This window comes from Liquorilactobacillus aquaticus DSM 21051 (assembly GCF_001436755.1).
Classification (GTDB): domain Bacteria; phylum Bacillota; class Bacilli; order Lactobacillales; family Lactobacillaceae; genus Liquorilactobacillus; species Liquorilactobacillus aquaticus.
In genome coordinates this window covers 101,887-122,323 of the sequence record NZ_AYZD01000017.1, presented here as the reverse complement: position 1 = coordinate 122,323, position 20,437 = coordinate 101,887, and the positions used below count along the sequence as shown (strand labels likewise).

Annotated in this window: 16 protein-coding genes; 1 reads left to right on the top strand and 15 read right to left on the bottom strand. The window is 38.2% G+C overall.

Annotation, left to right across the window (positions count from 1 at the left end; all coding sequences use genetic code 11):
- Positions 1 to 382: 382 nt before the first annotated feature.
- From FC19_RS06445 to FC19_RS06385, 14 genes are all read right to left on the bottom strand, one after another.
- Positions 383 to 1,384, bottom strand: coding sequence for an FAD:protein FMN transferase (locus tag FC19_RS06445; protein WP_235809334.1), 1,002 nt, complete (start codon positions 1,382 to 1,384; stop codon positions 383 to 385).
- The gene (locus tag FC19_RS06440) at positions 1,335 to 2,465 is read right to left on the bottom strand and encodes an NAD(P)H-dependent oxidoreductase (protein WP_057876169.1); all 1,131 of its coding nucleotides are present in this window, start codon (positions 2,463 to 2,465) and stop codon (positions 1,335 to 1,337) included. Before FC19_RS06440 ends, FC19_RS06445 begins: the two co-directional genes overlap by 50 nt.
- Before the next feature lie 34 nt (positions 2,466 to 2,499).
- Entirely contained in the window at positions 2,500 to 4,908 is a 2,409-nt protein-coding gene (locus FC19_RS06435) for an FAD-dependent oxidoreductase (RefSeq protein WP_057876168.1), read from the bottom strand.
- Between the two features lie 492 nt (positions 4,909 to 5,400).
- Entirely contained in the window at positions 5,401 to 7,077 is a 1,677-nt protein-coding gene (gene ade, locus FC19_RS06430; protein ID WP_057876219.1) for an adenine deaminase, read from the bottom strand.
- A gap of 172 nt (positions 7,078 to 7,249) precedes the next feature.
- Positions 7,250 to 7,672 carry a solute carrier family 23 protein gene (locus tag FC19_RS11805; RefSeq protein ID WP_235809333.1) on the bottom strand — a complete coding sequence of 141 codons (423 nt, stop codon included), beginning with the start codon at positions 7,670 to 7,672 and terminating at the stop codon, positions 7,250 to 7,252.
- Positions 7,578 to 7,958 (bottom strand): hypothetical protein, encoded by a 381-nt coding sequence (locus tag FC19_RS11800; protein ID WP_235809332.1) that lies wholly within the window; start codon positions 7,956 to 7,958, stop codon positions 7,578 to 7,580. The genes FC19_RS11805 and FC19_RS11800 overlap by 95 nt, the downstream gene beginning before the upstream one ends.
- Before the next feature lie 690 nt (positions 7,959 to 8,648).
- The gene (locus FC19_RS06420) at positions 8,649 to 9,638 is read right to left on the bottom strand and encodes a LacI family DNA-binding transcriptional regulator (protein ID WP_057876218.1); all 990 of its coding nucleotides are present in this window, start codon (positions 9,636 to 9,638) and stop codon (positions 8,649 to 8,651) included.
- A 148-nt stretch (positions 9,639 to 9,786) separates the two neighbouring features.
- Positions 9,787 to 10,029 carry a hypothetical protein gene (locus FC19_RS06415; protein ID WP_057876167.1) on the bottom strand — a complete coding sequence of 81 codons (243 nt, stop codon included), beginning with the start codon at positions 10,027 to 10,029 and terminating at the stop codon, positions 9,787 to 9,789.
- Positions 10,030 to 10,063: 34 nt separating this feature from the next.
- Entirely contained in the window at positions 10,064 to 11,455 is a 1,392-nt protein-coding gene (locus FC19_RS06410; protein WP_057876166.1) for a glycoside-pentoside-hexuronide (GPH):cation symporter, read from the bottom strand.
- A gap of 89 nt (positions 11,456 to 11,544) precedes the next feature.
- Positions 11,545 to 13,227, bottom strand: a complete 1,683-nt coding sequence (locus FC19_RS06405; protein WP_057876165.1) for a glycoside hydrolase family 13 protein — start codon at positions 13,225 to 13,227, stop codon at positions 11,545 to 11,547.
- 350 nt (positions 13,228 to 13,577) lie between these two features.
- Complete coding sequence (locus FC19_RS06400; protein ID WP_057876164.1) at positions 13,578 to 14,453, bottom strand: substrate-binding periplasmic protein; 876 nt, start codon at positions 14,451 to 14,453, stop codon at positions 13,578 to 13,580.
- Positions 14,454 to 14,497: 44 nt separating this feature from the next.
- Complete coding sequence (locus FC19_RS06395; protein WP_057876163.1) at positions 14,498 to 15,193, bottom strand: amino acid ABC transporter permease; 696 nt, start codon at positions 15,191 to 15,193, stop codon at positions 14,498 to 14,500.
- Positions 15,194 to 15,209: 16 nt separating this feature from the next.
- Positions 15,210 to 15,953, bottom strand: coding sequence for an amino acid ABC transporter ATP-binding protein (locus tag FC19_RS06390; RefSeq protein WP_275453145.1), 744 nt, complete (start codon positions 15,951 to 15,953; stop codon positions 15,210 to 15,212).
- Positions 15,954 to 16,109: 156 nt separating this feature from the next.
- Positions 16,110 to 17,465, bottom strand: a complete 1,356-nt coding sequence (locus FC19_RS06385; protein WP_057876162.1) for an aspartate aminotransferase family protein — start codon at positions 17,463 to 17,465, stop codon at positions 16,110 to 16,112.
- An 85-nt stretch (positions 17,466 to 17,550) separates the two neighbouring features.
- Between FC19_RS06385 and FC19_RS06380 the strand changes: the two genes are divergently transcribed.
- Entirely contained in the window at positions 17,551 to 18,717 is a 1,167-nt protein-coding gene (locus FC19_RS06380) for a PucR family transcriptional regulator (protein ID WP_057876161.1), read from the top strand.
- Between the two features lie 472 nt (positions 18,718 to 19,189).
- Here the strand turns inward: FC19_RS06380 and FC19_RS06375 are convergent, their stop codons facing one another.
- On the bottom strand, positions 19,190 to 20,056 hold the full coding sequence (locus FC19_RS06375; RefSeq protein WP_235809331.1) for an alpha/beta hydrolase: 867 nt from the start codon (positions 20,054 to 20,056) through the stop codon (positions 19,190 to 19,192).
- Between the last annotated feature and the right edge of the window lie 381 nt (positions 20,057 to 20,437).

The following is a 20,437-nucleotide window of genomic DNA, read 5'->3' as shown; positions in this document are numbered from 1 at the left end:
TCATTATAGCACTGTCAGAAAATAAGAGTTCTCAATTCTAAAGCTCTATAGTTTCCCTAAACACGTCGTTTTTAGATTGCTTAATTCTAAAGATATTAATATTTTGCTCGCTTTGATTGCAGTATAGGATGGTAGTCCACGTTTGTTACACACAAAAATGGTGTTGACGGAGTTTTATCCATCAACACCAAAAATCATAGAGCTCTTTTTCGAAGAATATTGGCATACTTTTCCTATCGCTACTCTGAAAAAATGCAATATGCTTTAATAGGTACACAAACACTTCTAGTTGGCGCGTAAACTCAACTATAGAATAGTTCATTTACGCTGACAATTTATTTCAAACCTTTTAATAATTAGGATCCTATTTTTTGGATACGACCTACTTTTGAAACCCATACTTATGGACACTGTGGTCACGATAAACAAACACCGCTCCATATAAATCAGAGCGTCCTTTTCCCCAATCATCAGGGATGCTGCCCGCGAAAAAAAGACGTGTGGACTCGATTTCACCTATAAGCGAATCTTGTGTAAAAACTGTAACACTTAGCAACTCTGTTCTTAAGGGGTTCCCTGTTCGTGAATCCAAAATATGATGATATTTTTTGCCTGCTATTTCAAAATAGCGCTCATAAACACCTGAAGTAACCGCGGAGCATGGTCCCATTTTCTCCAGCAAAAGTGGAGCTCCTCTTCTTTGCCATGGATTTTGAACTCCGATTCGCCATTTTTGGTCTTCATGCAGCGGACAGCTCCCGATCATCAAAAGATTACCACCCAGATTAATGATTCCCGCGCTGATCCCGCGTGAATCCCATAAGCTGCGAATACGATCAGCAATATATCCCTTAGCTATTCCACCCAAATCAAGTTCCATTCCAGCTTTTGATAAAAAAACTGTCAGATCTCTATCATTCAGCGTTATTCGAGCAGCATCGATCAGTGTCATTTTTTCACGAATCTGCTGCTTAGTAGGAATATTAGCTTCCTTAAAACCGATCCGCCACAACTTAACCAGCGGTCCAATAGCAGCATTAAAACCGCTATTTTCCCTACTAGTTTCTACAGCCTTTTTCACAAGCCGATAAACTCCTGTTGAAACTTGAACTGGATGTTTTCCAGCTGCATGATTGATTGCCATAATTTCGGAGTTGTCGCGATTGACCGTCAATTTATCTTCATAAGCAGTTATCAAATGATAGGCATCTTCCAGATCTTTTTCAGAAGCCGTTCCAAAAGCTGTCAGAGTGATAGTCGTACCAAGTGCGTAAAAAGATTTTTTCACGCTTTTTCGCGCCAGATCAATTATCCGGTCTGCCTCCAAGGGATCTTTATCCATGCATACTTCCTGATGATGAGGTGTCATCCCAGCTACCATCATGCTGGGAAGCGCCTGTGACTGCATCCGCCTCATTTTCTTTACTTTCTTTAGTGCTTTGGGAAGCTGCTTTTACCGAACCTGCCTCACTGCTAAAAGCACCTGTTTCCAACAAATTTTTGAGATGCTCTACGTTACTAGTAATCTCCAACGTTCCCAAATATTTATTACTACTATCGCGCACAGCCAAGTATTGAGTGTAAATCGGATGCCCCTGCGCTATGAAGCAACGCTCAACACGATCTTTTGCCCCAGATCTGAAATCAGAAAGAATCTTTAAAACTGCTGGGACAGCTTGCGGTGGGTGACAATCTTTAACCGGTTCTCCAAGATCGTCAACAGAGCGGACATGTTCCCGCTGAGCTTTGTCGGAAAACCATGCAAACTCATCATCTGCATCAATGAAATCCAGCTCAAACGGCAGTGTACTTAACAGTTGTTGGATTTCCAGCAATTTCAGCTTACCGGTTGGAAATTGAACTGTTGCATCACTAAAAAACGGATTTTTAACAGAGTTAAAACTTTTATCTTCTCGAGCATCTGCCTGCAAAATTCTTATATAACTCAGGAATTCATTAAAACAACTGTTCAACTGTTTAATCGCCTGTTGATCTCCAAGCTGCCCTTCTTTGTCAAAAACCTGGGCGACATTACCCAATAAAAATTCGTTTCCTGGCAGCACATTTGCATTAGCATCCGGAGACGCTAAAATTTGACGTAAATGTTGTTGTGCTCTTGATGAGCCTTGGGGACCATAGGAAGCCCCCACAATTAAAACCGGTTTTTGTTTCAAAGGATCGATCTCATACGAAAGCCATTCGATTGCACTTTTCAAGGGTGCTGGAATAGAATGATCATATTCAGGACAAGCAAAAACTACTCCATCCGCTTTTGTAATTTTATAGGCTAATTCCATAATTTTTGATTCTTTTTTGACAGGCAGATCCTCACAAAAAGGCGGTAACTCATTAATCTCGCATACCTCGATTTCTGCTATTTTTTCAAAATGCTGCTGCATATAATGCAGCAAGATCCGATTATAGGAAAAAGCGGCATTTGTTCCAACGATCGCGACTAATTTCATTTTAGTCTACTCCTTTCTAAAGTAACCATACTGTTTAGTTCTTTGCTTCAATCTGACTCAGGGCATCTTTAACAGCTGCTTTCAACCCCCTACTGGTTGCGGAAGCACCTGAGACTGCATCCACTTCATAGGTGTTGTGAGTCACCATTTCACGAGGAATTTTTTCAAGTGCTTCTGCACTGACATCCCCGCTTTCGCTTTGCTTCAATATTTCTACATCGCGCAAGTTCTGCTGTTCATCAACTGTTATCCGTACTAAAATCTCACCGCCAATTCCCGCGTTGCTGCGACCAAGATACTGATTTTCCCCAAGTTTGATCTCATCACTAGAAGCGGTTTGCAGATCACTAGCTATTGCAAAATCTGCTGTTGCAGTTGGTGCATCATCTTCAAGAGCAACGCTGGATTTATCTGACTTCGGAAGCGCTGCATTTTCACCAGCAATCTTTCCAAAGATCAAACATTCTGCTAAATTTCCACCACCATTATATTGGTTAGCATTAATTCCGCCAAATTCACCTGCACTATAGAGATGTGGAATTGGAGCGCCGCTTGCACTTATTACTTCAGCTTTTTCATTTCGCTGTGCTCCACCTTGTGTGTTTAACATAGCTGTCGCAAGTGGTGTTGCATAAAAGGGACCATTTCCAAAGGGTTGCATCGAATCTGCTGATCGACCAAAGATCGCATCTACACCCTTCTCTGCAGCCTCATTAAAATCCTTTACTGTTTTTTCTAAAATGACTGGATCAGCTTTGATCTTAGCAGCGAGCTCAGTCAGAGTGTCTGCCTTGATTGTTATATCAAAGAACTTCGGATAAGGCAGCTTTTGCTTCCCAATTTTATTGTATTGTGCTTCGTCAAAAATAAGGTGCGGATGTTCATACACAGTTGGATTATGCCAGCTGCCATGTTCGTATATATGTCCATGCCGCCCATGTTCATCCTCACGCAAGTAACGGCTGCCATCATCAGCCGCAACAAATATGCTGCCATGGGACAGATCTGCCCAAGGATCCAAGATGAACTTCCCGCGTTCTTCCTCAGAGTTTTCAAAGGTAAAACTAGTGTTGAACCCATAACCTTCATAACTTTTCATATGCCAAAAAGCAGCTCCCGCTTCCTGTGCCATTTGAATTCCATCACCCTTATTATACAAGGTACCGATTACTTTCAGCTTAGGCACACCGATAAAAGTTTGAATATAGTGCTGATTATTCTCAAAACCTCCGGTTGCCAAAACAACTCCATTACGGGCACGAATATTTACCAAACTATCACCGCGTTGAATTTGTACACCCAAAACAGCTTTTGAAACGGGATCTTGAATCAGATGTTTAGCTGGTGAAGCAAACCAGACATCAATTTGTTTGCCGCGATCGGTAACTTGCTTACGCAGATTTTTCCATAGCGACGCATCGAAATAACCATCGTGAACAGTCGTCAAATCGACTGTATCAGCTCCTTCAAACTCTGGATATTCAGGTGACAGTCCATTAGCAAAGGCTTGATAATCAGGATCCCGATGAATCCTGTTATAGCTTACCGGCTGTTCAACTCCCAAGTGCTTTTGGAAATATTCAGTCATGTGGACTATTCCATCGACATAAACGGACAATATCTTCTCATCAATTTCAATCGGCCCAAACAGCTGTTTAAAATATGCCATCATCTTATCGTAATCATACCCCGTCAAAACAACTTGGCCTGCATAACGAGTATTACCGCCTTCATGCCCTTCTGGTGCCGCATCAACCAAAAGCACTTTAGCCCCTTTATCTGCTGCAAAGCGTGCTGCAGTAGCACCTGCAGCGCCAAAACCTAAAACAAGTACATCGTATGCTTTATCCCAACGCACCCCACCATCTTCATGCTGTGTTCCCTTATTAGATGCTAGTGCGTTCTGATGAGCCTCTACGAAAGTCAAAAACTCATTAAAGCAATCTTCGAGAAATTTGATCGTTTGTTGATCTTTGATGACCCCATTATCATCAAAGGCTTCTTTAACATTGCCTAGCAAAAACTCATTTCCCGGCAGCACTTTGGCGTTTACCCCTGGAGTGTCCAAGATCTGACGCAAATGAAGTTGCGCACGCGAAGAGCCTTGCGGATGATACGAGGCCCCGACAATCATGACCGGTTTATTATTAAGCGGATGAACCCGATAAGAAAGCCACTCGATAACACTCTTTAATGGTGATGGAACCGAATGATTGTGCTCTGGGCAACCAATTATTACCCCATCACTATTTTCAATTTTAGCTGTTATTTGTTGAACGGACTTTGGATCTGTTTCTGGAACATTTTCATTAAACATCGGAATGTCTTTTATTTCACAAACCTCAATAGTAGCCTTGTCAGAAAAATGATTCTTGATGAATCGCAATAAAATACGGTTGTACGAAAACTTAGCATTCGTACCTACGATCGCAATAAAATGCATGGTCATTTCCTCCTTTTTGATACCGTTTACCAGATTATATCACTTGATCACAAAATTACATACTAGAGATTATAAATCAAAAGAGAATTTAATATTCTTTCGGAATTCATTAATTCAATCCATTTACTTTATTTTCATAGATAAAGACTTAGAATATCACTTGATGCCTATCCGAATTAAAAGGACAAGTTACGCCTAAAAGCTCTATACAAAAATGATCAATACAAGTTCGATGTTTGCATTGCATCGCCTGTCAAAACAAATGAACCGTTTGGCATTTATTGTTCTCGTGTATTTTTTTGTAAAAAAAAGCTGCGCAAAAAGTTTAGTTTTTGTCGCAGCATAGCCCTAGTTTTTGATCTTTTAATTAAGCTAAATCATTACACGTTTAGTACTTTTTAAATAGATTTATCATAATCATACTAATCCGCTTTAGTTTCTTCAAAGGGTATTTGAAGGTCTGTGTGCCTTTTTTCTTTAATCAGAACCGTCCTAATTCCCAGCAACTTCGACATCGATAAATGCACCTTGATCAAAATCGTATAAACCCTGATCTGTCAACTTCAAAGAAGGGATAACGGGTAAAGTTAGAAATGACAATGTGATAAAGGGATTAAAGCTGACTGTTTGTGGAGAACTGATTTTTTTATAAGCATCCATGATATCTTGGAGATCCTTTGCAGCTTGGTCATATGGTTTTTTAGACATTAAACCTGCAAGTGCTAAGGGCATGCACGCAATAATTTGTCCTTCAGAGGCAACTGCAATTCCACCACCACAAGCTGTAATTTCTTGAATTGCAGAATAGATGGATTCATCATCACTGCCAACAGCAACAATATTGTGCGAGTCATGCGCTACTGTAGTGGCAATAGCTCCTCTTTTAAGTGAAAAGCCATGGACCAGACCTATTCCAAATGTTCCTAAATTGTGATGACGTTCAACTACGACCATTTTAGAAATATCTTGTTGATCGTCATTAACAAAAATTCCTTGATCACAGCTGACCTTACACTTCAAATGTTCAGTTACGATATGATTGGGTTTTATTCCAATGACATTACAGTAAGGGGCAGATAACTGTAATTGAAGATCTGACAGTGTTAAATGCTGTTGAACTGTATTTTGATTAAATGCCAGCACCTCGCTTGCATTTTCCATGATCCATTGACCATTCTTCATTGTTTTCTCGACTTTTGCATCTTTCAGATCTGCTAAAATGAGCAGATCTGCTTTGTAGCCCGTACTCAAAGCTCCTGCCGTACTCAATTTATGCGCGCAAGCTGCATTATAGCTCGCCATCGTATAGGCAGTTTCAGGTCTTATCCCCTTTTTGATGGCTAAACGCACACAACGATCAATTGATCCTTCAGCTATAATGTCATCTATTAACTTATCATCCGTGCAAAAAGCAAAACGTTGGGCATTCCCTTCATTTACAATACCAATTGTATGCTGAAGATCCCGCTCAACAGAACCCTCTCTTAGAAAGACCCAAAAGCCAGCTGAAAGTCGTTCCTGAGCTTCTTCAAAACTTGTGCATTCATGGTCTGTATCAATGCCAACTTGACGATAAACATCCAATTGCGAACAATTCAATCCAGAGCCATGTCCATCAACATGGTAGCCCAAATTTTGTGCATCACGAATTTTCTGCATTATTCCAGCATCCCGTTTAGCTACTGCAGGATAATCCATTACTTCAGCTAATCCATTCACTTCCTTATATTGATAAAGTGGATACAGATCTTCCGCATCTAAAATTGCCCCATTATGTTCAAAGGGTGTGCAGGGAACTGAAGATGGAAGCATAAAAAAGATATCCAACGGCGTCTGAGCCGCGTCCTCTATCATGTACTTTATTCCCGTAACACCGCAAACATTAGCAATTTCGTGTGGATCGGTTACTATTGCTGTAACTCCTTTTTTTAGAAGAACTTTGCCCAACTCACTTGGGGCAACCATTGAGCTTTCAATATGAACATGCGCATCAATCATTCCTGGCACAATATAAGCATCATGCGCATCAAAATATTCAGCTGCTTTCAAATCAGCATTACCTGAGGCAACTATCATACCATGATCGATCCATAAAGACTTATTTTCAAATTGGCGACTAAACACGTTTAGCACACGTCCATTTTCTATACACTTTTCTACTTTTTTCATAGCAGATAAAAACCTCCTTAAATCATTTATAAAGATAAAATATGCGATAAACAGAAGCATCAAAACATACATTATAGGATGAACTTCTTTAGCCCTTTTTTTCAATATCATCGTAAGCGGATAAAGAATAAAACCAAGGGCAATCCTTCTGAAATACTGAAAGTCAAAATCATCATGATGATTGTAAAAAAGCTGGAACAGCTAATTCCATTTTATTCCAGTCAATATATTGAACATTACTCATCATTAAAATACCTACAATAACCAGTGCTGGAACAGTAACTGCTGATGTAACCACTGTTAACAATGGCACAAACATTGAAGACAATGCGAAAAGAAGCGCAGTCACAATTGCAGTTAAATCGGTTCGCCCGCCAGCCGCAATGCCCGAAGTTGATTCAGCATATGCCGTAGTCGTCGATGTTCCTAAAATAGCACCGATCGTCGTCGCCACAGCTCCAGTAATGAGCGCTCTGCCTCCTCCGAGAACATGCTGATTTTTATCGATCAAACCTCCTTGAGTAACAACTCCCATAACTGTTCCAGCAGTATAAAAAATTACCACAAAAAAGAAGGTTAGGATTACCACTATCATTTGTATCGAAAAAACGTCTGATAGCCTGAAAAGTCTTTGCGCAAAAAGCGGCTGCAAACTGGGAAGTTTCCCCAACAATACTGTGGGAGATGGCTATCACTCCAAAAATAATTCCGATAATAGTCGTTATCACCATCCCAATAAAGATTCCGCCTAAAACCTCACGGATAACTAAAACCAAAGTAATTAGAATTCCAATTACTGCCAATAATACAACTGGATTATGCAAATTTCCAAGTGCAACACCATTAGTCTTATTTGGAACAATAATTTTAGCATTTAGCAATCCAGAACAACAGTATAAGTAAAAAAAACATTCAACCAGGGGCAAGTGCAATTGGAAGATTAGCAAAAAATCCCATAATCAATGTTCCCACCACAGAAGCCAAAACAGTAGCCGTAAAAACAGCTGTTTTACTCATTCCTGCGCTTCCCAAAATTTCAGGATTAACAGCAAGTATTGTAAGCCATCGAAAGAAAAGTGGTCACTCCTGCAAGTATTTCTTTCTTTATATTGGTTTTCCTGATAGTTAAATGAAAAAAATTATCAAGCAAATTACTTTTTGTAACATAATTATAGCCCCTCTAAAAATGCGAACGTTCATGTTATTCTCGAATTATGTAATATTTTATTATGTAAATTAATTTTAATCAACATATTTTTTCGTTAATAAAAGCAAATAAAATTTCTAATGTTATAAAATATTACATTAGTTTTGACTTTTATGCTACTGTCTTAGAAAGATTGGGTTTCTACACATTTCAAATTAGTGTCCATTTCCTGCGGTAAGCTTTCCCAAAATAAAATGGCCTTATCCTCAAAAGAATAAGACCCCTAACTTTTTTATCCGCAATAATTCAAACTGGTCGAAAACTGCCCAGAGCTTCGAGACCTTAACCGACAGATAAATACACCAACCACGTTAAATGAATAGACAAGTAGTTTTTTGAAGATACACTGCAAGATCTAAATGATTCATTTCAACTCTTTGGTTGTTTGTCCTTGTATAAAAGAAACAGGCAGTACTAGTGGCTGATAAAGTTTCTTGTGAGAATTATCAGCTTCAGCTAGTTGCCCTTTCAGTCCTTTTACCGCCTGTTTAGCAATTTCAGCAACCGGTTGCCTAATTGATGAAATTGCAATTTTTTGCCGAGGATAGACTCTAGCTGCATCAAAACCAATGATCTGAACTTCTTCAGGCACTGCAATTTTTTGTCTTAACAGCAAATACCAGAAATCGCTGGCATATTCATCAGAATCAGAGAAAACACCATCATACCTAAACTTTTTTTCTGTCATATTAGCCTTGATAAAGTCATGAAAGTCATCTACAAAAGTTACTTTATTTTCGGCAACAAAGCATGTACATTCGATGTCATTTTTCATACAGTAATCCTTAAATCCCTTTTCTCTAGCCAGAGAAACATTTTTTACAGGTGCTCTAGAAATAAAAAGCAATCTCTTTGCCCCTAAAGTATGCAGCTTCTCAGCTGCCAAAATACCTCCGCGATAATTATCTGAAATAATCAGGGGGAAGAAATCAGCGACTTTATTTTCAAGTGCTACTAAAGGAATATCAGGAGGAACTAGCTTCCTGATGTCCGCATATGACATCGTAATGATTCCTGCCACTTTTTGTTTTTTTGCCATTTGAATGTATTCAATCTCTTCTTGCGGACGATTATTAGAATTGCAAAGAATCATCTTATAACCGTTTTCCTTTAGAATCAATTGCATACGATAGCTTAGCTCAGAGAAAAAAGGTGTGTTAACCATTGGTATGATAAGAACAACATAATTTGATCGATTTGTTTTTAATGTACGTGCGGCAGCGTTTGGAACGTAGTTTAATTCTTTAATCGCTTTTTCGATTCTCATTTGGGCAGCAGATCGTACCTTAAGACCATTTATATAATTTGATACCGTACCACGCGAAACGCCAGCTAAGCGTGAAACATCATTCATATTTACCATTTTTCAGCCTCTAGCAGGAAAAGTAATTAAGCCAGTATGCTTGCAGTTAAAAAGCAGGTGTTGTACCAGTTTCTTCGACAGAATTAATTTGTCTTTCTTTTTTTAAACACACTCAACTATGCTACAATCCCTTATTGTATTAAGGATTAAATCTCCTTATCAACATTTTATCAAATAATTCAGAGATTTGCTTATCTTTCATCGTCTCAAATTGACTAGTTTCTAAATTATTGAAATCCTTAATTAAATAATACGACTCTAAATACAATGTCAACTGTTCTTTTATAAAACGTTGGTTTGTAACCTCTGGCTGTTTGACCATACCCTTAATAAGATTCATTGCAAATTCGTTCGGATCAATCTCTAATTTATTTTTCAGCATTCCTGATCTACCCCTTTCGCCGAATTAAAATTATCTATTCTTCGTTTCTTTCACGAAAATGTTTTTTAGTTAAATATGTGGACATTTCCCTTTCCTTGTCCGGAGTCAGCTTGTAAAACAAGATCAAAACAAACGAAAGGATCAGTGCAATCATTGGAACCCAAATATAATTTGCTTCGATCGCAAAAAGTGCTGATGCAGATTGAGTTTTGTTGGGAACATAGTGCCCCCATGATAATAACAAACCGCTAATCGCACCACCTATTCCCATTCCAAACTTCGCGGTAAAACTCGAAGCAGACGTCACAATTCCTTCAGCTCGAACTCCGTTTTTCCACTCGCCATAATCAACTGCATCTGCTAAAAGTACCGCAATCAAAGCGCCCACAAAACCATTACCAAAGTTACCCACAATGGTTCCGATAATGATGATGGGAACATTCAGTAAACTTGCCCCCAGACCCATAAGCAATTGCCCTGCAACACTTATTGTAAGCCCTGCCAAAAGTGTGTTCTTTTTTCCAATCTTTATAACAACACGTGGTGTTAAGAAAACTGAAATCAAGCCTATTGCATTGAATAGCAATGCAAAGGACACTAATCCTGGACGACCGAGATTATATTTGAAAAAATAAATCGTAACCTGTCCTTTAGCCTGCATTCCCAACCAATATACAAAATTTAAAACAATTACAATTACCCAAGGCCAGTTCTTTTTTAAAGCCTTCAATGATTCTTTGATTGGTAAGGCCTTTTGTGATTGCTTGGTCTGTACTCTTTCTTTCAGATTTGAAAAAACAATTAGATAGATAACGAAAAAGACTGTTGCTGCCATCAGTGCCAACAAAAAGAATCCACGCCGATTGTTCCCACCTCCGAAAAAAGCTACCAAAGGCAGCGCAATTACAGAGATCAACGTACCGCCTAAATTAGAAAATAGCGATCGAATTGTCGATAAAACCACTCGTTCATCCGAATTTTCAGTCATGCTTGGCAAAATTGAAGTTAATGGAATATTGACAGCTGAATACAAAACATCAATTCCGATATATGTCACGTAAGCCCATACAATTTTCCAAAACATCGGTAAATTAGGAGTTGTAAAACAAAGCACTGTGAAAATCGCAAACGGAGCATTAAACCATAATAAAAAAGGCCGGCTTTTTCCCCATTTTGTATGCGTGTGATCAATCATTATCCCCCAGAATGGCCCATCAAAAGCATCAACAACTCGCGCGACCAGCATCAAGGTCCCGACTGCCGCCGCTGTGATTCCAAATACATCCGTATAAAAATACATTAAGTAAGTTCCGATTAGACTAAAAGTAAAACTGCACGCAAAATCACTCGCACCATAACTAAGGCGCTCATTCCAAGGCAGTGCTCCTTCAGCTTTTTTCTTCTCAACCTTTGCATTTCTTGCCATTTTTAACCCTCCTAATGATTCTTAAAAACACATTATTTTGAAATTGCATATCTGTTATAAGCTATTTTTCTAATTTATAAGCAAAACCATTAGTACATATATACCTTTACTTCATAGGGCCGTAGATAATTATCCTTATCCTCGTCATAATTTTGGATCAACATTTTCCTTGTTTGCGGTACATCATAGTTGCGTTTAACCTCATTTGCCGTGAAGTTAGCCACAACCAGTAGTGTTTGTTGCTCCAACTTACGCGTATACGCAAAGACAAACTCATCCTTTTCATTTCCTGAAACAAGTTCAAATTCACCCTCTGTAATAATTGGAAGTTTGTGCCTTAAATTAATCAAACGTTGGTAGAAGTAGAATATTGAGCATGGATCATCCAGAGCATTTTCAGCATTAATCTCCTTGTAATTCGAATTAACTTTTATCCAAGGTGTGTGCTCGCTGAAACCAGCATTCGAACTGTTATTCCACTGCATCGGCGTGCGTGCATTATCTCGCGAACGAGCGCGAAGATACTTAAGCATCATTTCCTTGTCTACAAGTTTTGTCTGCTCAACTAACTCATGATAAGCATTAAAAGATTCAACATCACGATAGTCTTTTAGATCTTGAAAACCTGCGTTGGTCATTCCTAGTTCTTCGCCTTGATAGACATAAGGCGTTCCTTGCATAAAATGCAGGACTGCCGCCAGCATCTTAGCTGAAAGCACGCGATATTTAGGAGCATCATTCCCGAAACGAGAAACAACCCGCGGCTGGTCATGGTTATTCCAGTACAAACTATTCCATGCCTTTTTATTTAAAGCTCTCTGCCACTTTACGAGATTCTCGCGTAATTCAGGTAATGAAACATGGTGGTCATCCCACTTACCCAGCGCTGGGTTCCGATTTCCATCAAGCCCCATATGTTCAAATTGAAACACCATGTTCAATTCCGAGCCGTTCAGATTAGCATATTTCAGGGCTTCATCCACTGTTACACCTGCTGTTTCACCCACAGTGATCCAGTCATACTTACTTAAAACCTGTTGATTCATTTCACGAAGATATTCATGAACGTGTGGCCCATTGGCAACAAGATCTCCAGCATTCCCATAGAGTGCATTATCATCCTTAGGAGCATCTGAAAGACCCTCAGGCTTAGATATGAGCGAAATGACATCCATTCGAAATCCATCTATGCCTTTATTTGCCCACCAATTCATCATTTCAAAAATTGAATGACGCAGATTGGGATTGTCCCAGTTTAAATCTGGTTGTTCTTTAGCGAACAAGTGTAAGTAATATTGACCAGATGCTTGATCGTATGTCCATGCCGGACCGGAAAAAAATGAGCCCCAGTTATTTGGCGCGTGCCCTTCGATCGGATCACACCAAATATAATAATCACGATAAGGATTATCTTTTTCTTTTACTAAGCTTTTTTTAAACCACTCATGTTCAAAGGAACTGTGATTAACTACCAAATCCATCATAACCTTTAAGCCTAGTGTGTGAGCTCTGTTTAAAAGTTCTTCAAAATCTGCCATATTCCCAAAAGTTGGATTAAGTGCCTGATAATCTGAAATATCATAACCACCATCGATATTTGAAGTTTTATAAATCGGGTTGAGCCAAATAACATCAACTCCTAATTTCTTGATATAATCCAATCTCTTTGTTATGCCATTTAAATCACCAACGCCGTCATTATCACTATCTTGAAAACTCTTCGGATAAACTTGATAGACGACCGCTTTTTGCCACCATTTACTATTTGCCATTTAAACTCCTCCATGTTCAATTAGTTGGAACGTTCCAAGTTTTTCAACACCAAAAGTATAAATCCTTCCTAAGGATATTGCAAGCGTTTTCTTAATTAAAAAACATACTTTCATTTCATCCTTGAACTAAAGTCCGACCATAACTGCCTTCGATCATTAGTTTAGTGAAAAACAAATAGGGATATCCTGTGGCAAAAAATCTTGTCACAGAATATCCCTGAATTGTTCATGACCGAAATGATTTCAGTCCCAACGTTCTATACCTCAATATTGCCGATTTCTATTGCGGTTTTCTTCTTCGTTTGATCATAGGTGAGCTAGAATGCAACGACCACTAGCATTCGCATTTATCACTGGATGTTTTTAGTGATGCCGTCCTTAACATCCACAAAATAACTATCATCCAAGTTGTACTTTTCTAAAATCTTTTTCAGTGTTCCATCTTTCTTCATGGCATTTAATTGCTTATTAACTTCCTTCAAGAGACTCTTATCACCGGACCTGACTGCCGCACCGATCTTCCCAGTTTCTTCAGCTTTATAAGGTGTTAAGATCTTCAAATCAAGTGAGGGATCCTTAGATAATGTGTAATTTGCAACAATTCCATCAGTTACACAAGCAGCAATCTTGCCGGTATTGACGGCTAACATTAGATCTGTTTGTTTTCCAAAAATTTGAACATCTTTGACTTTACCTTCTTTTTTCCACTTCTCAGCAATGTCCAAGAAAGCTGTTCCTTTTTGTGCTCCGACTACTTTGTTAGAAAGATCATCAATTGACTTGACTGAACTGTTCTTAGGAATAACTACAGCTTCTCCTTCTTTATACCAAACATCAGTAAAAGCCGCTTTTTGCAAACGATCCTTACGAATGTACATTGCGTCAGTGACCATGTCAATTGAACCCTTGTTCAATTCAACTATTAAGTTTTCAAATGGTACCTGTTTCATTTCTACTTTTTTGACTCCCATTCGCTTGGCAATTTCTTTGATGATATCCGCATCGACCCCAGAAAACTTCTTTGTTTTAGTATCAATATATGCAAAAGGTGCATCATTTGATGAACCGACTGTTAAAATCCCTGATTTCTTAACTTTTTGCAATGTTGTTCCACTTGATTTGCTACTCTCAGTACCCGAACTCTTACTTGATTGACAGGCAGTTAAGAAAAGCATAGCAACAAACGCCAACAAACCAACCTTAAGCATCAATTTTGTTTTTTTCATACTAGACTTCCTCCTCAGGATAGGGTGTATCTTCATAAATAGCATTAGTTTTCTACATGAAACTTTTTCTCAATCATTTTCATAATATGTGCTAGTGGAAGACTTAAGATAAGATAAACAACCGCTAAAATAGTATACGACTCAATCGTCTGAAATGTCTGTGATGCATATGTCTGTGTTCTAAGAAGCAATTCACTTACTGAAATAACTGCCAGCAAGGAAGTATCTTTGATCATCATTACCAAATAATTGCCCAAAACAGGAATACTATTGCGCAACGCTTGTGGAATTACAATCTTTCGCAAAACTTGCAATTGTGTAAAGCCAAGCGCCAATCCAGATTCTTTTTGACCCGTATCAATTGACAGAATTGCCGAGCGGAAAACCTCGGAAATGTAGGCTCCGTAATTGATAGTCATTCCTGCAATACCCGCTGACAGTGCAGTGAATTGGATGTTAGGCTGGGTTCCTCCAGAGGCTAAAAGATGATTCAAGAGCAACGGAACGACATAATAAATATAAAACAATTGGACCAGCAGCGGTGTTCCACGAATAATCTCGACAAAAACAACAAAAACTCCACGAATAACTTTCCACTTACTGAGCCGGCACATCGCAATCAACAAACCCACAAGAGCAGCTAATATAAAACTGATAATTGTGGCTTGTAAAACAACGACAACGCCTTGCAATAACGAAGGCCCCAATCCATCAATAGCTTCTGACCATTTTAAATCCATCTAAAAACTCCTTTCTTTAAAGAACACGGGCAAGAAATTCGCGCGTTCTTTCATTCTTCGGATTTCCGAAAATCTCTTCAGGAGCTCCTTCTTCAACAATGTAGCCACCTTCCATGAAAATAACTCGATTAGCTACCTCACGGGCAAAGCCCATCTCATGCGTCACTACAACCATAGTCATACCTTCTTCGGCAAGTCCCTTCATAACTCTTAGAACTTCCCCAACAAGTTCGGGATCAAGTGCTGACGTTGGTTCATCAAACAACAATAGTTCAGGATGCATTGCTAACGCACGGGCAATTGCCACCCGTTGTTTCTGACCTCCCGAAAGCGATGCCGGATATACATCATCCTTATCGGCCAATCCGACTTTTTTCAAGAGTTCAAGAGCTTCGACCTCGGCTTCAGCCTTATTTTTATTTTTTAACGTTCGCGGTGCCATCGTGATATTATCAATGACTTTTTTAAAGGGAAACAAATAATAGCCTTGAAAAACCATTCCAACATGCTGTCGATATTCATTAGTCTTCCATTTACCATCTAAGACATCATTGTCTTGATAAAAAATACTGCCTGAAGACGGTCGCTCTAATAAATTGATACACCTTAGGAAAGTACTTTTCCCCGAGCCTGATGGTCCGATAATGCAAACAACTTCTCCTTTTTTTACATTCAAGTTCACCTTTTTCAAAACATGGTTTTTCCCATAATACTTAGAAAGTTTAGTGATCGTTAGCATACTCTGCTTAGTTTCTGACATTCATTTCACTCCTCTTTACAAATCCATCGCAAATACAATAACCTAGTAGCGGCTTTTTACTACTTGCAAAATCTTTTAAAAACTCAGACTAGTAAAAGAACAGACTATGCTCGAGGTCACCAGTAATTTTTTGCCCTCAGTTTAGACATACTGTACTTAACTTAATTCTTGAATTGCCTCTTCCAAGATGGATAAACCAACCGTCAATTGTTCATCAGTAATCACAAGTGGCGCTAAGAAGCGAATTACGTTGCCGTAAACACCTGCACTTTCAATGATCAATCCTTTTTTTACACAAGTCTGGATAAGATTTTTCACAAAGATAGTTGCCGGTTTTTTGGTTTCTCGGTCTTCAACAAACTCAATCCCGATCATCGCTCCTAATCCACGAACATCACCGATAACTGCATATTTTTTCTGCCAAGCTTTGAATTCCTTTGTACAACGAATTCCAATCTCCAGTGATCGTTCCACCAACTTTTCATCTTTAATAATTTTCAGAACCTCTAATCCAGCGGCACAAGCAACAGCATTACCCCCAAATGTCCCACCAATAACTCCAACTGGCGCACTATCCATTATTTTTCTGTCAGCAACTACAGCCCCCAGAGGCAGTCCGTCTGCAATAGACTTAGCTATAGTGATAATGTCTGGAGCCGCATCGACTTCTTTCCAATATTCAGTAGCGAACATTTTCCCCGTACGGCCGAAACCAGTTTGCACTTCATCTGCAATAAGTAAAATTCCTTTTTCATCACAGATTTTGCGAATTGCTTTGACCCAAGGTAAAGGAGCAGGCACGAATCCCCCTTCTCCTTGAAGAGGTTCAACCACTAAAGCTGCAATTTCTTCAGCAGGCGCACATTCTTCAAAAATTTTATTAATTTTTTCAAGATAATACTCCAGTTCGTTTTCTTTTCCAATTCCCTTGGGTGTTCGATAGCTGTATGGAAAATCTGCTCTGAAAACACCATTTGCTAAAGGTCCTGTTCCTTTTGCATAAGCTTTTTTTGAGGTCATCGACATTGTCAACAATGTTCTGCCATGAAATGCTCCAGAGAAAACGATAATGTTTGAGCGTCCTGTATAGGTTTTCGCGATCTTGACTGCATTCTCATTAACTTCTGCCCCACTGTTCGCAAAAAAAACTTTTGCTTTGTCCTTTTTTCTTACCGGCACAAGTTCACTCAATTTTTCCGCTAGTTCAACATACCCCTTGTGTGTAACAATATTGAACATCCCATGCAAATACTTTTCACTTTGCTTTTTTACTGTTTCAACAACACGTGGATGCGCATGACCGACATTTAAAACACCAACTCCTCCGACCCAATCCAAAAATAAATTGCCGTCAGGATCTTGAATCATTGCCCCCTTTGCATTCTCGATCACTACTGGATAAGCAGAAGCAACTCCCTTCGGCACATAGTCCCTTCTTTTCTGTAAAACCGCATTTGCTTTTGTTCCTGGCAGCGTTGGTGTAATAATTTTCGGCAACTCTTTACTTAACATTTGGACTCCTTCTTTCGTTGACTATTAAAAAATACAATTTATAATGATTAATAATTAAAAATTAAATGTTTCAGAGGGTGAAGCAATGGCTATCAAACTACGCACAGTTTATTATGCAACTAAAGAAAAGTATCATATGAATCTACTAGCTGGTAGTGAAGGGCTTGATCAATTATTCAGTTGGATCCATATCTTGGAAAATATCGATACAATGGAGTACCTCCATGGGAATGAGATCGTTATCACAACAGGTATAGGAATGGACTCTCCCACCTGGTTTGCTGAATACGTTGACAAAGTTATTCATTCAGGTGCCACGGCCTTGATAGTAAATACAGGTAAGTTCATTACCGAGGTTCCCCAAGAAATCGTCGACAAATGCAGTATGTTGCATTTTCCGCTAATTACTGTTCCTTGGAAAGTTCATCTGATCGATATTATCCGTGACTATTGCAATCGTATTTTTTTAACTGAACAATTATCCTACAGCTTGATGGGAGGTATTAAAAACGCGATCTTTCGGCCAAATAATCCCGAACTTTATGAAACTCAACTTGAAAGAAATAATTTCAGTTTAGACGCAAACTACGCTGTTGTTGCAATCAATGGCACAAACTTCAATATTCAAAAAATGGATACTAAGTTTTATGGTCAACTGCATTTGAACATTGAAATCATTCTTAATAATTACGGATTGGATAATTGCATTTTTGATTATGATGAAGCTCTCTTTATCGTAATCAACCGCGTTTATGCCACTCAACTCGAAAAATTTGCTCATACAATTGACACTACGTTGAGAAAACGTTTTGGTAAGTTTGGGTTTGAAACCAGTGTCAGTGAAACAGTAAAATCTGTTAAAGATCTTCATAAAGCCTACAAACAAGTCAAATACATCATGGATCACATCCAGAAAAAGAGTCCATCTTCCGTTTGTTTTTTCAAAAAGAACGGAATTAATGAACTAGTTCTTTCCATCAACAATCTCGAGATTCTCAAAGAGAATTCTCAACAAACACTGGAGCCCTTGTTGCAATATGATGAAGAACACGATACAAACTACGTTGCTTTGCTCAAACTTTACCTGCAACAAAATTGTAGTATTAAAGCTGTTGCCGAATTAACGTATACACATAGAAACACAATCAACTACCGCATAAGAAAGGCCAAAGAGATTCTTGGATCTCAGTTGGACTCAAATGAAGAACGTTTTCGTCTCATGCTTGCTTTTTATATTCGCGATGCATTATAATCTTTTACTCACTTGTTTCTAACCTTTGTTTAATTTTTGTTGAAATAAAAGTACCACATTCTTTTTGTCATTAATATGTTTCTAAGCCTAAACATTTTTTAGTGCTTTAGTGCTCCAGCACTAATACTTATGACATGAGACTGTTAATTAGTCTTATCAGATAATGTTTTTGTGCTCTTAAACAATAAATTTTACTTTTATTCAGCGCTATTTAAACGATTTTTTTAGAATAGTTATTACACTTCAAAAAGTCTAAATAGATAACATTATAAAAATCATTGTATTTCAAGTTTTTCATAACAATGAACACTGATTGTTGAAAAAAGTTCTATCATATTCAAAAAAATAAAACAGGGCTAGACCAAAACTCGCGGTTTTGGTCTAGCCCTGTTTTTTTATCCTACAATAAATAACCCATTCCAAGAACTATACTCTTACTTTACTTCCGGTTTAAACTACTTTTGTTTTAAAATCAAGACTTTTCTTGACCCCAAAGAAAATCTCCAACTATTTTATTTACCTGATTATTTTCATGCAACTTACTATGCTGAGCATGTGGTCCTCTAATCTCAATTTCCTGATAGGTCTTATATCGACCACGCAATAAATACTTAAGTGATCTTGCCGATACTCGAGTAACATCACCATCAGAGTTGCTTCCGTTTTCTAAATTCCCAAAGATATTCAAAACGTCAACCTGATTTTTTGGAAAATTTTCTCGATGAGCCAGCAAATACCGATAGTATTTATTTAAAAATTCTGGTTTTCCGTTTTTCAGAAGCTTATTTCGATTAGCTTTGTCATCGATTCCGATAATTCCATTAAAATGTCCTGCAATATCAACTTCTTTTCTAAGTTGGGGTAACTCTTTATTCTTACCATAATTCAACTCATAGTACACAAGTGTCAAATTTCCCATTGAATGAGCCACGACATTAAAACTCTTTATCTGAAAACGTTCCTTCAAAAGCACCACTAAATTTTTAAGCCACTTGCTAGTGGTTTCGTAATTATTCACTTTATTACCTCTAAAGACAATCTGGACTAGCGGTTTTTTCTCTCTTTGCCTCCACTTTCCAAAAAGCTTCACATTACCTTTTTTTGAAACAACCGCTGTCAGAACCTTCTTAGCATGCTCGTGTTTTTCTGCATATGAAATCATACTATTCGTCGACCGCCCAGACGCACCCCATCCATGCAAGTAAAGCGTTGGAACACTTTTTGGCCTATTGTTACTTCTAGGGTATAGGTATTTAAAGCCTGCATATCCTCCTATGCACAAAGCAACTACTATTATTACAATACTCAAAATCATTTTTTTCGTTAATTTAATTTTCAAAACACCACCCCGTTTTTGTTTTTTATTCTGGTTTCATTAAACGCTCCTGCTTAAATTTTTGTTAACCAAAATTTAAAAATGGGTATTTAAAAAGACCATTACTAATCCCTTCTATCAGTTTCAATCGTAGATCCTATACAAAAGTATAAACCTGTCTCGTTTTTTAGAAAAGGCACTCTAATTTTAATCTAAAAAAAATTTAAAAAGCATTTCTTAACATAATGCAATACTAAAGTCGCCGCGATGCAAAAAAGTCCTATGTACTTCTTCCGTTCCGCACTTTCTAAACTGTTTCATGTGAAACTTTTTGCATCCCAGCTATCTTTTGTCTTAAAACATTAGCGTAAACTATTACTGTTATCTAAAAAAAGCGACCTTCTT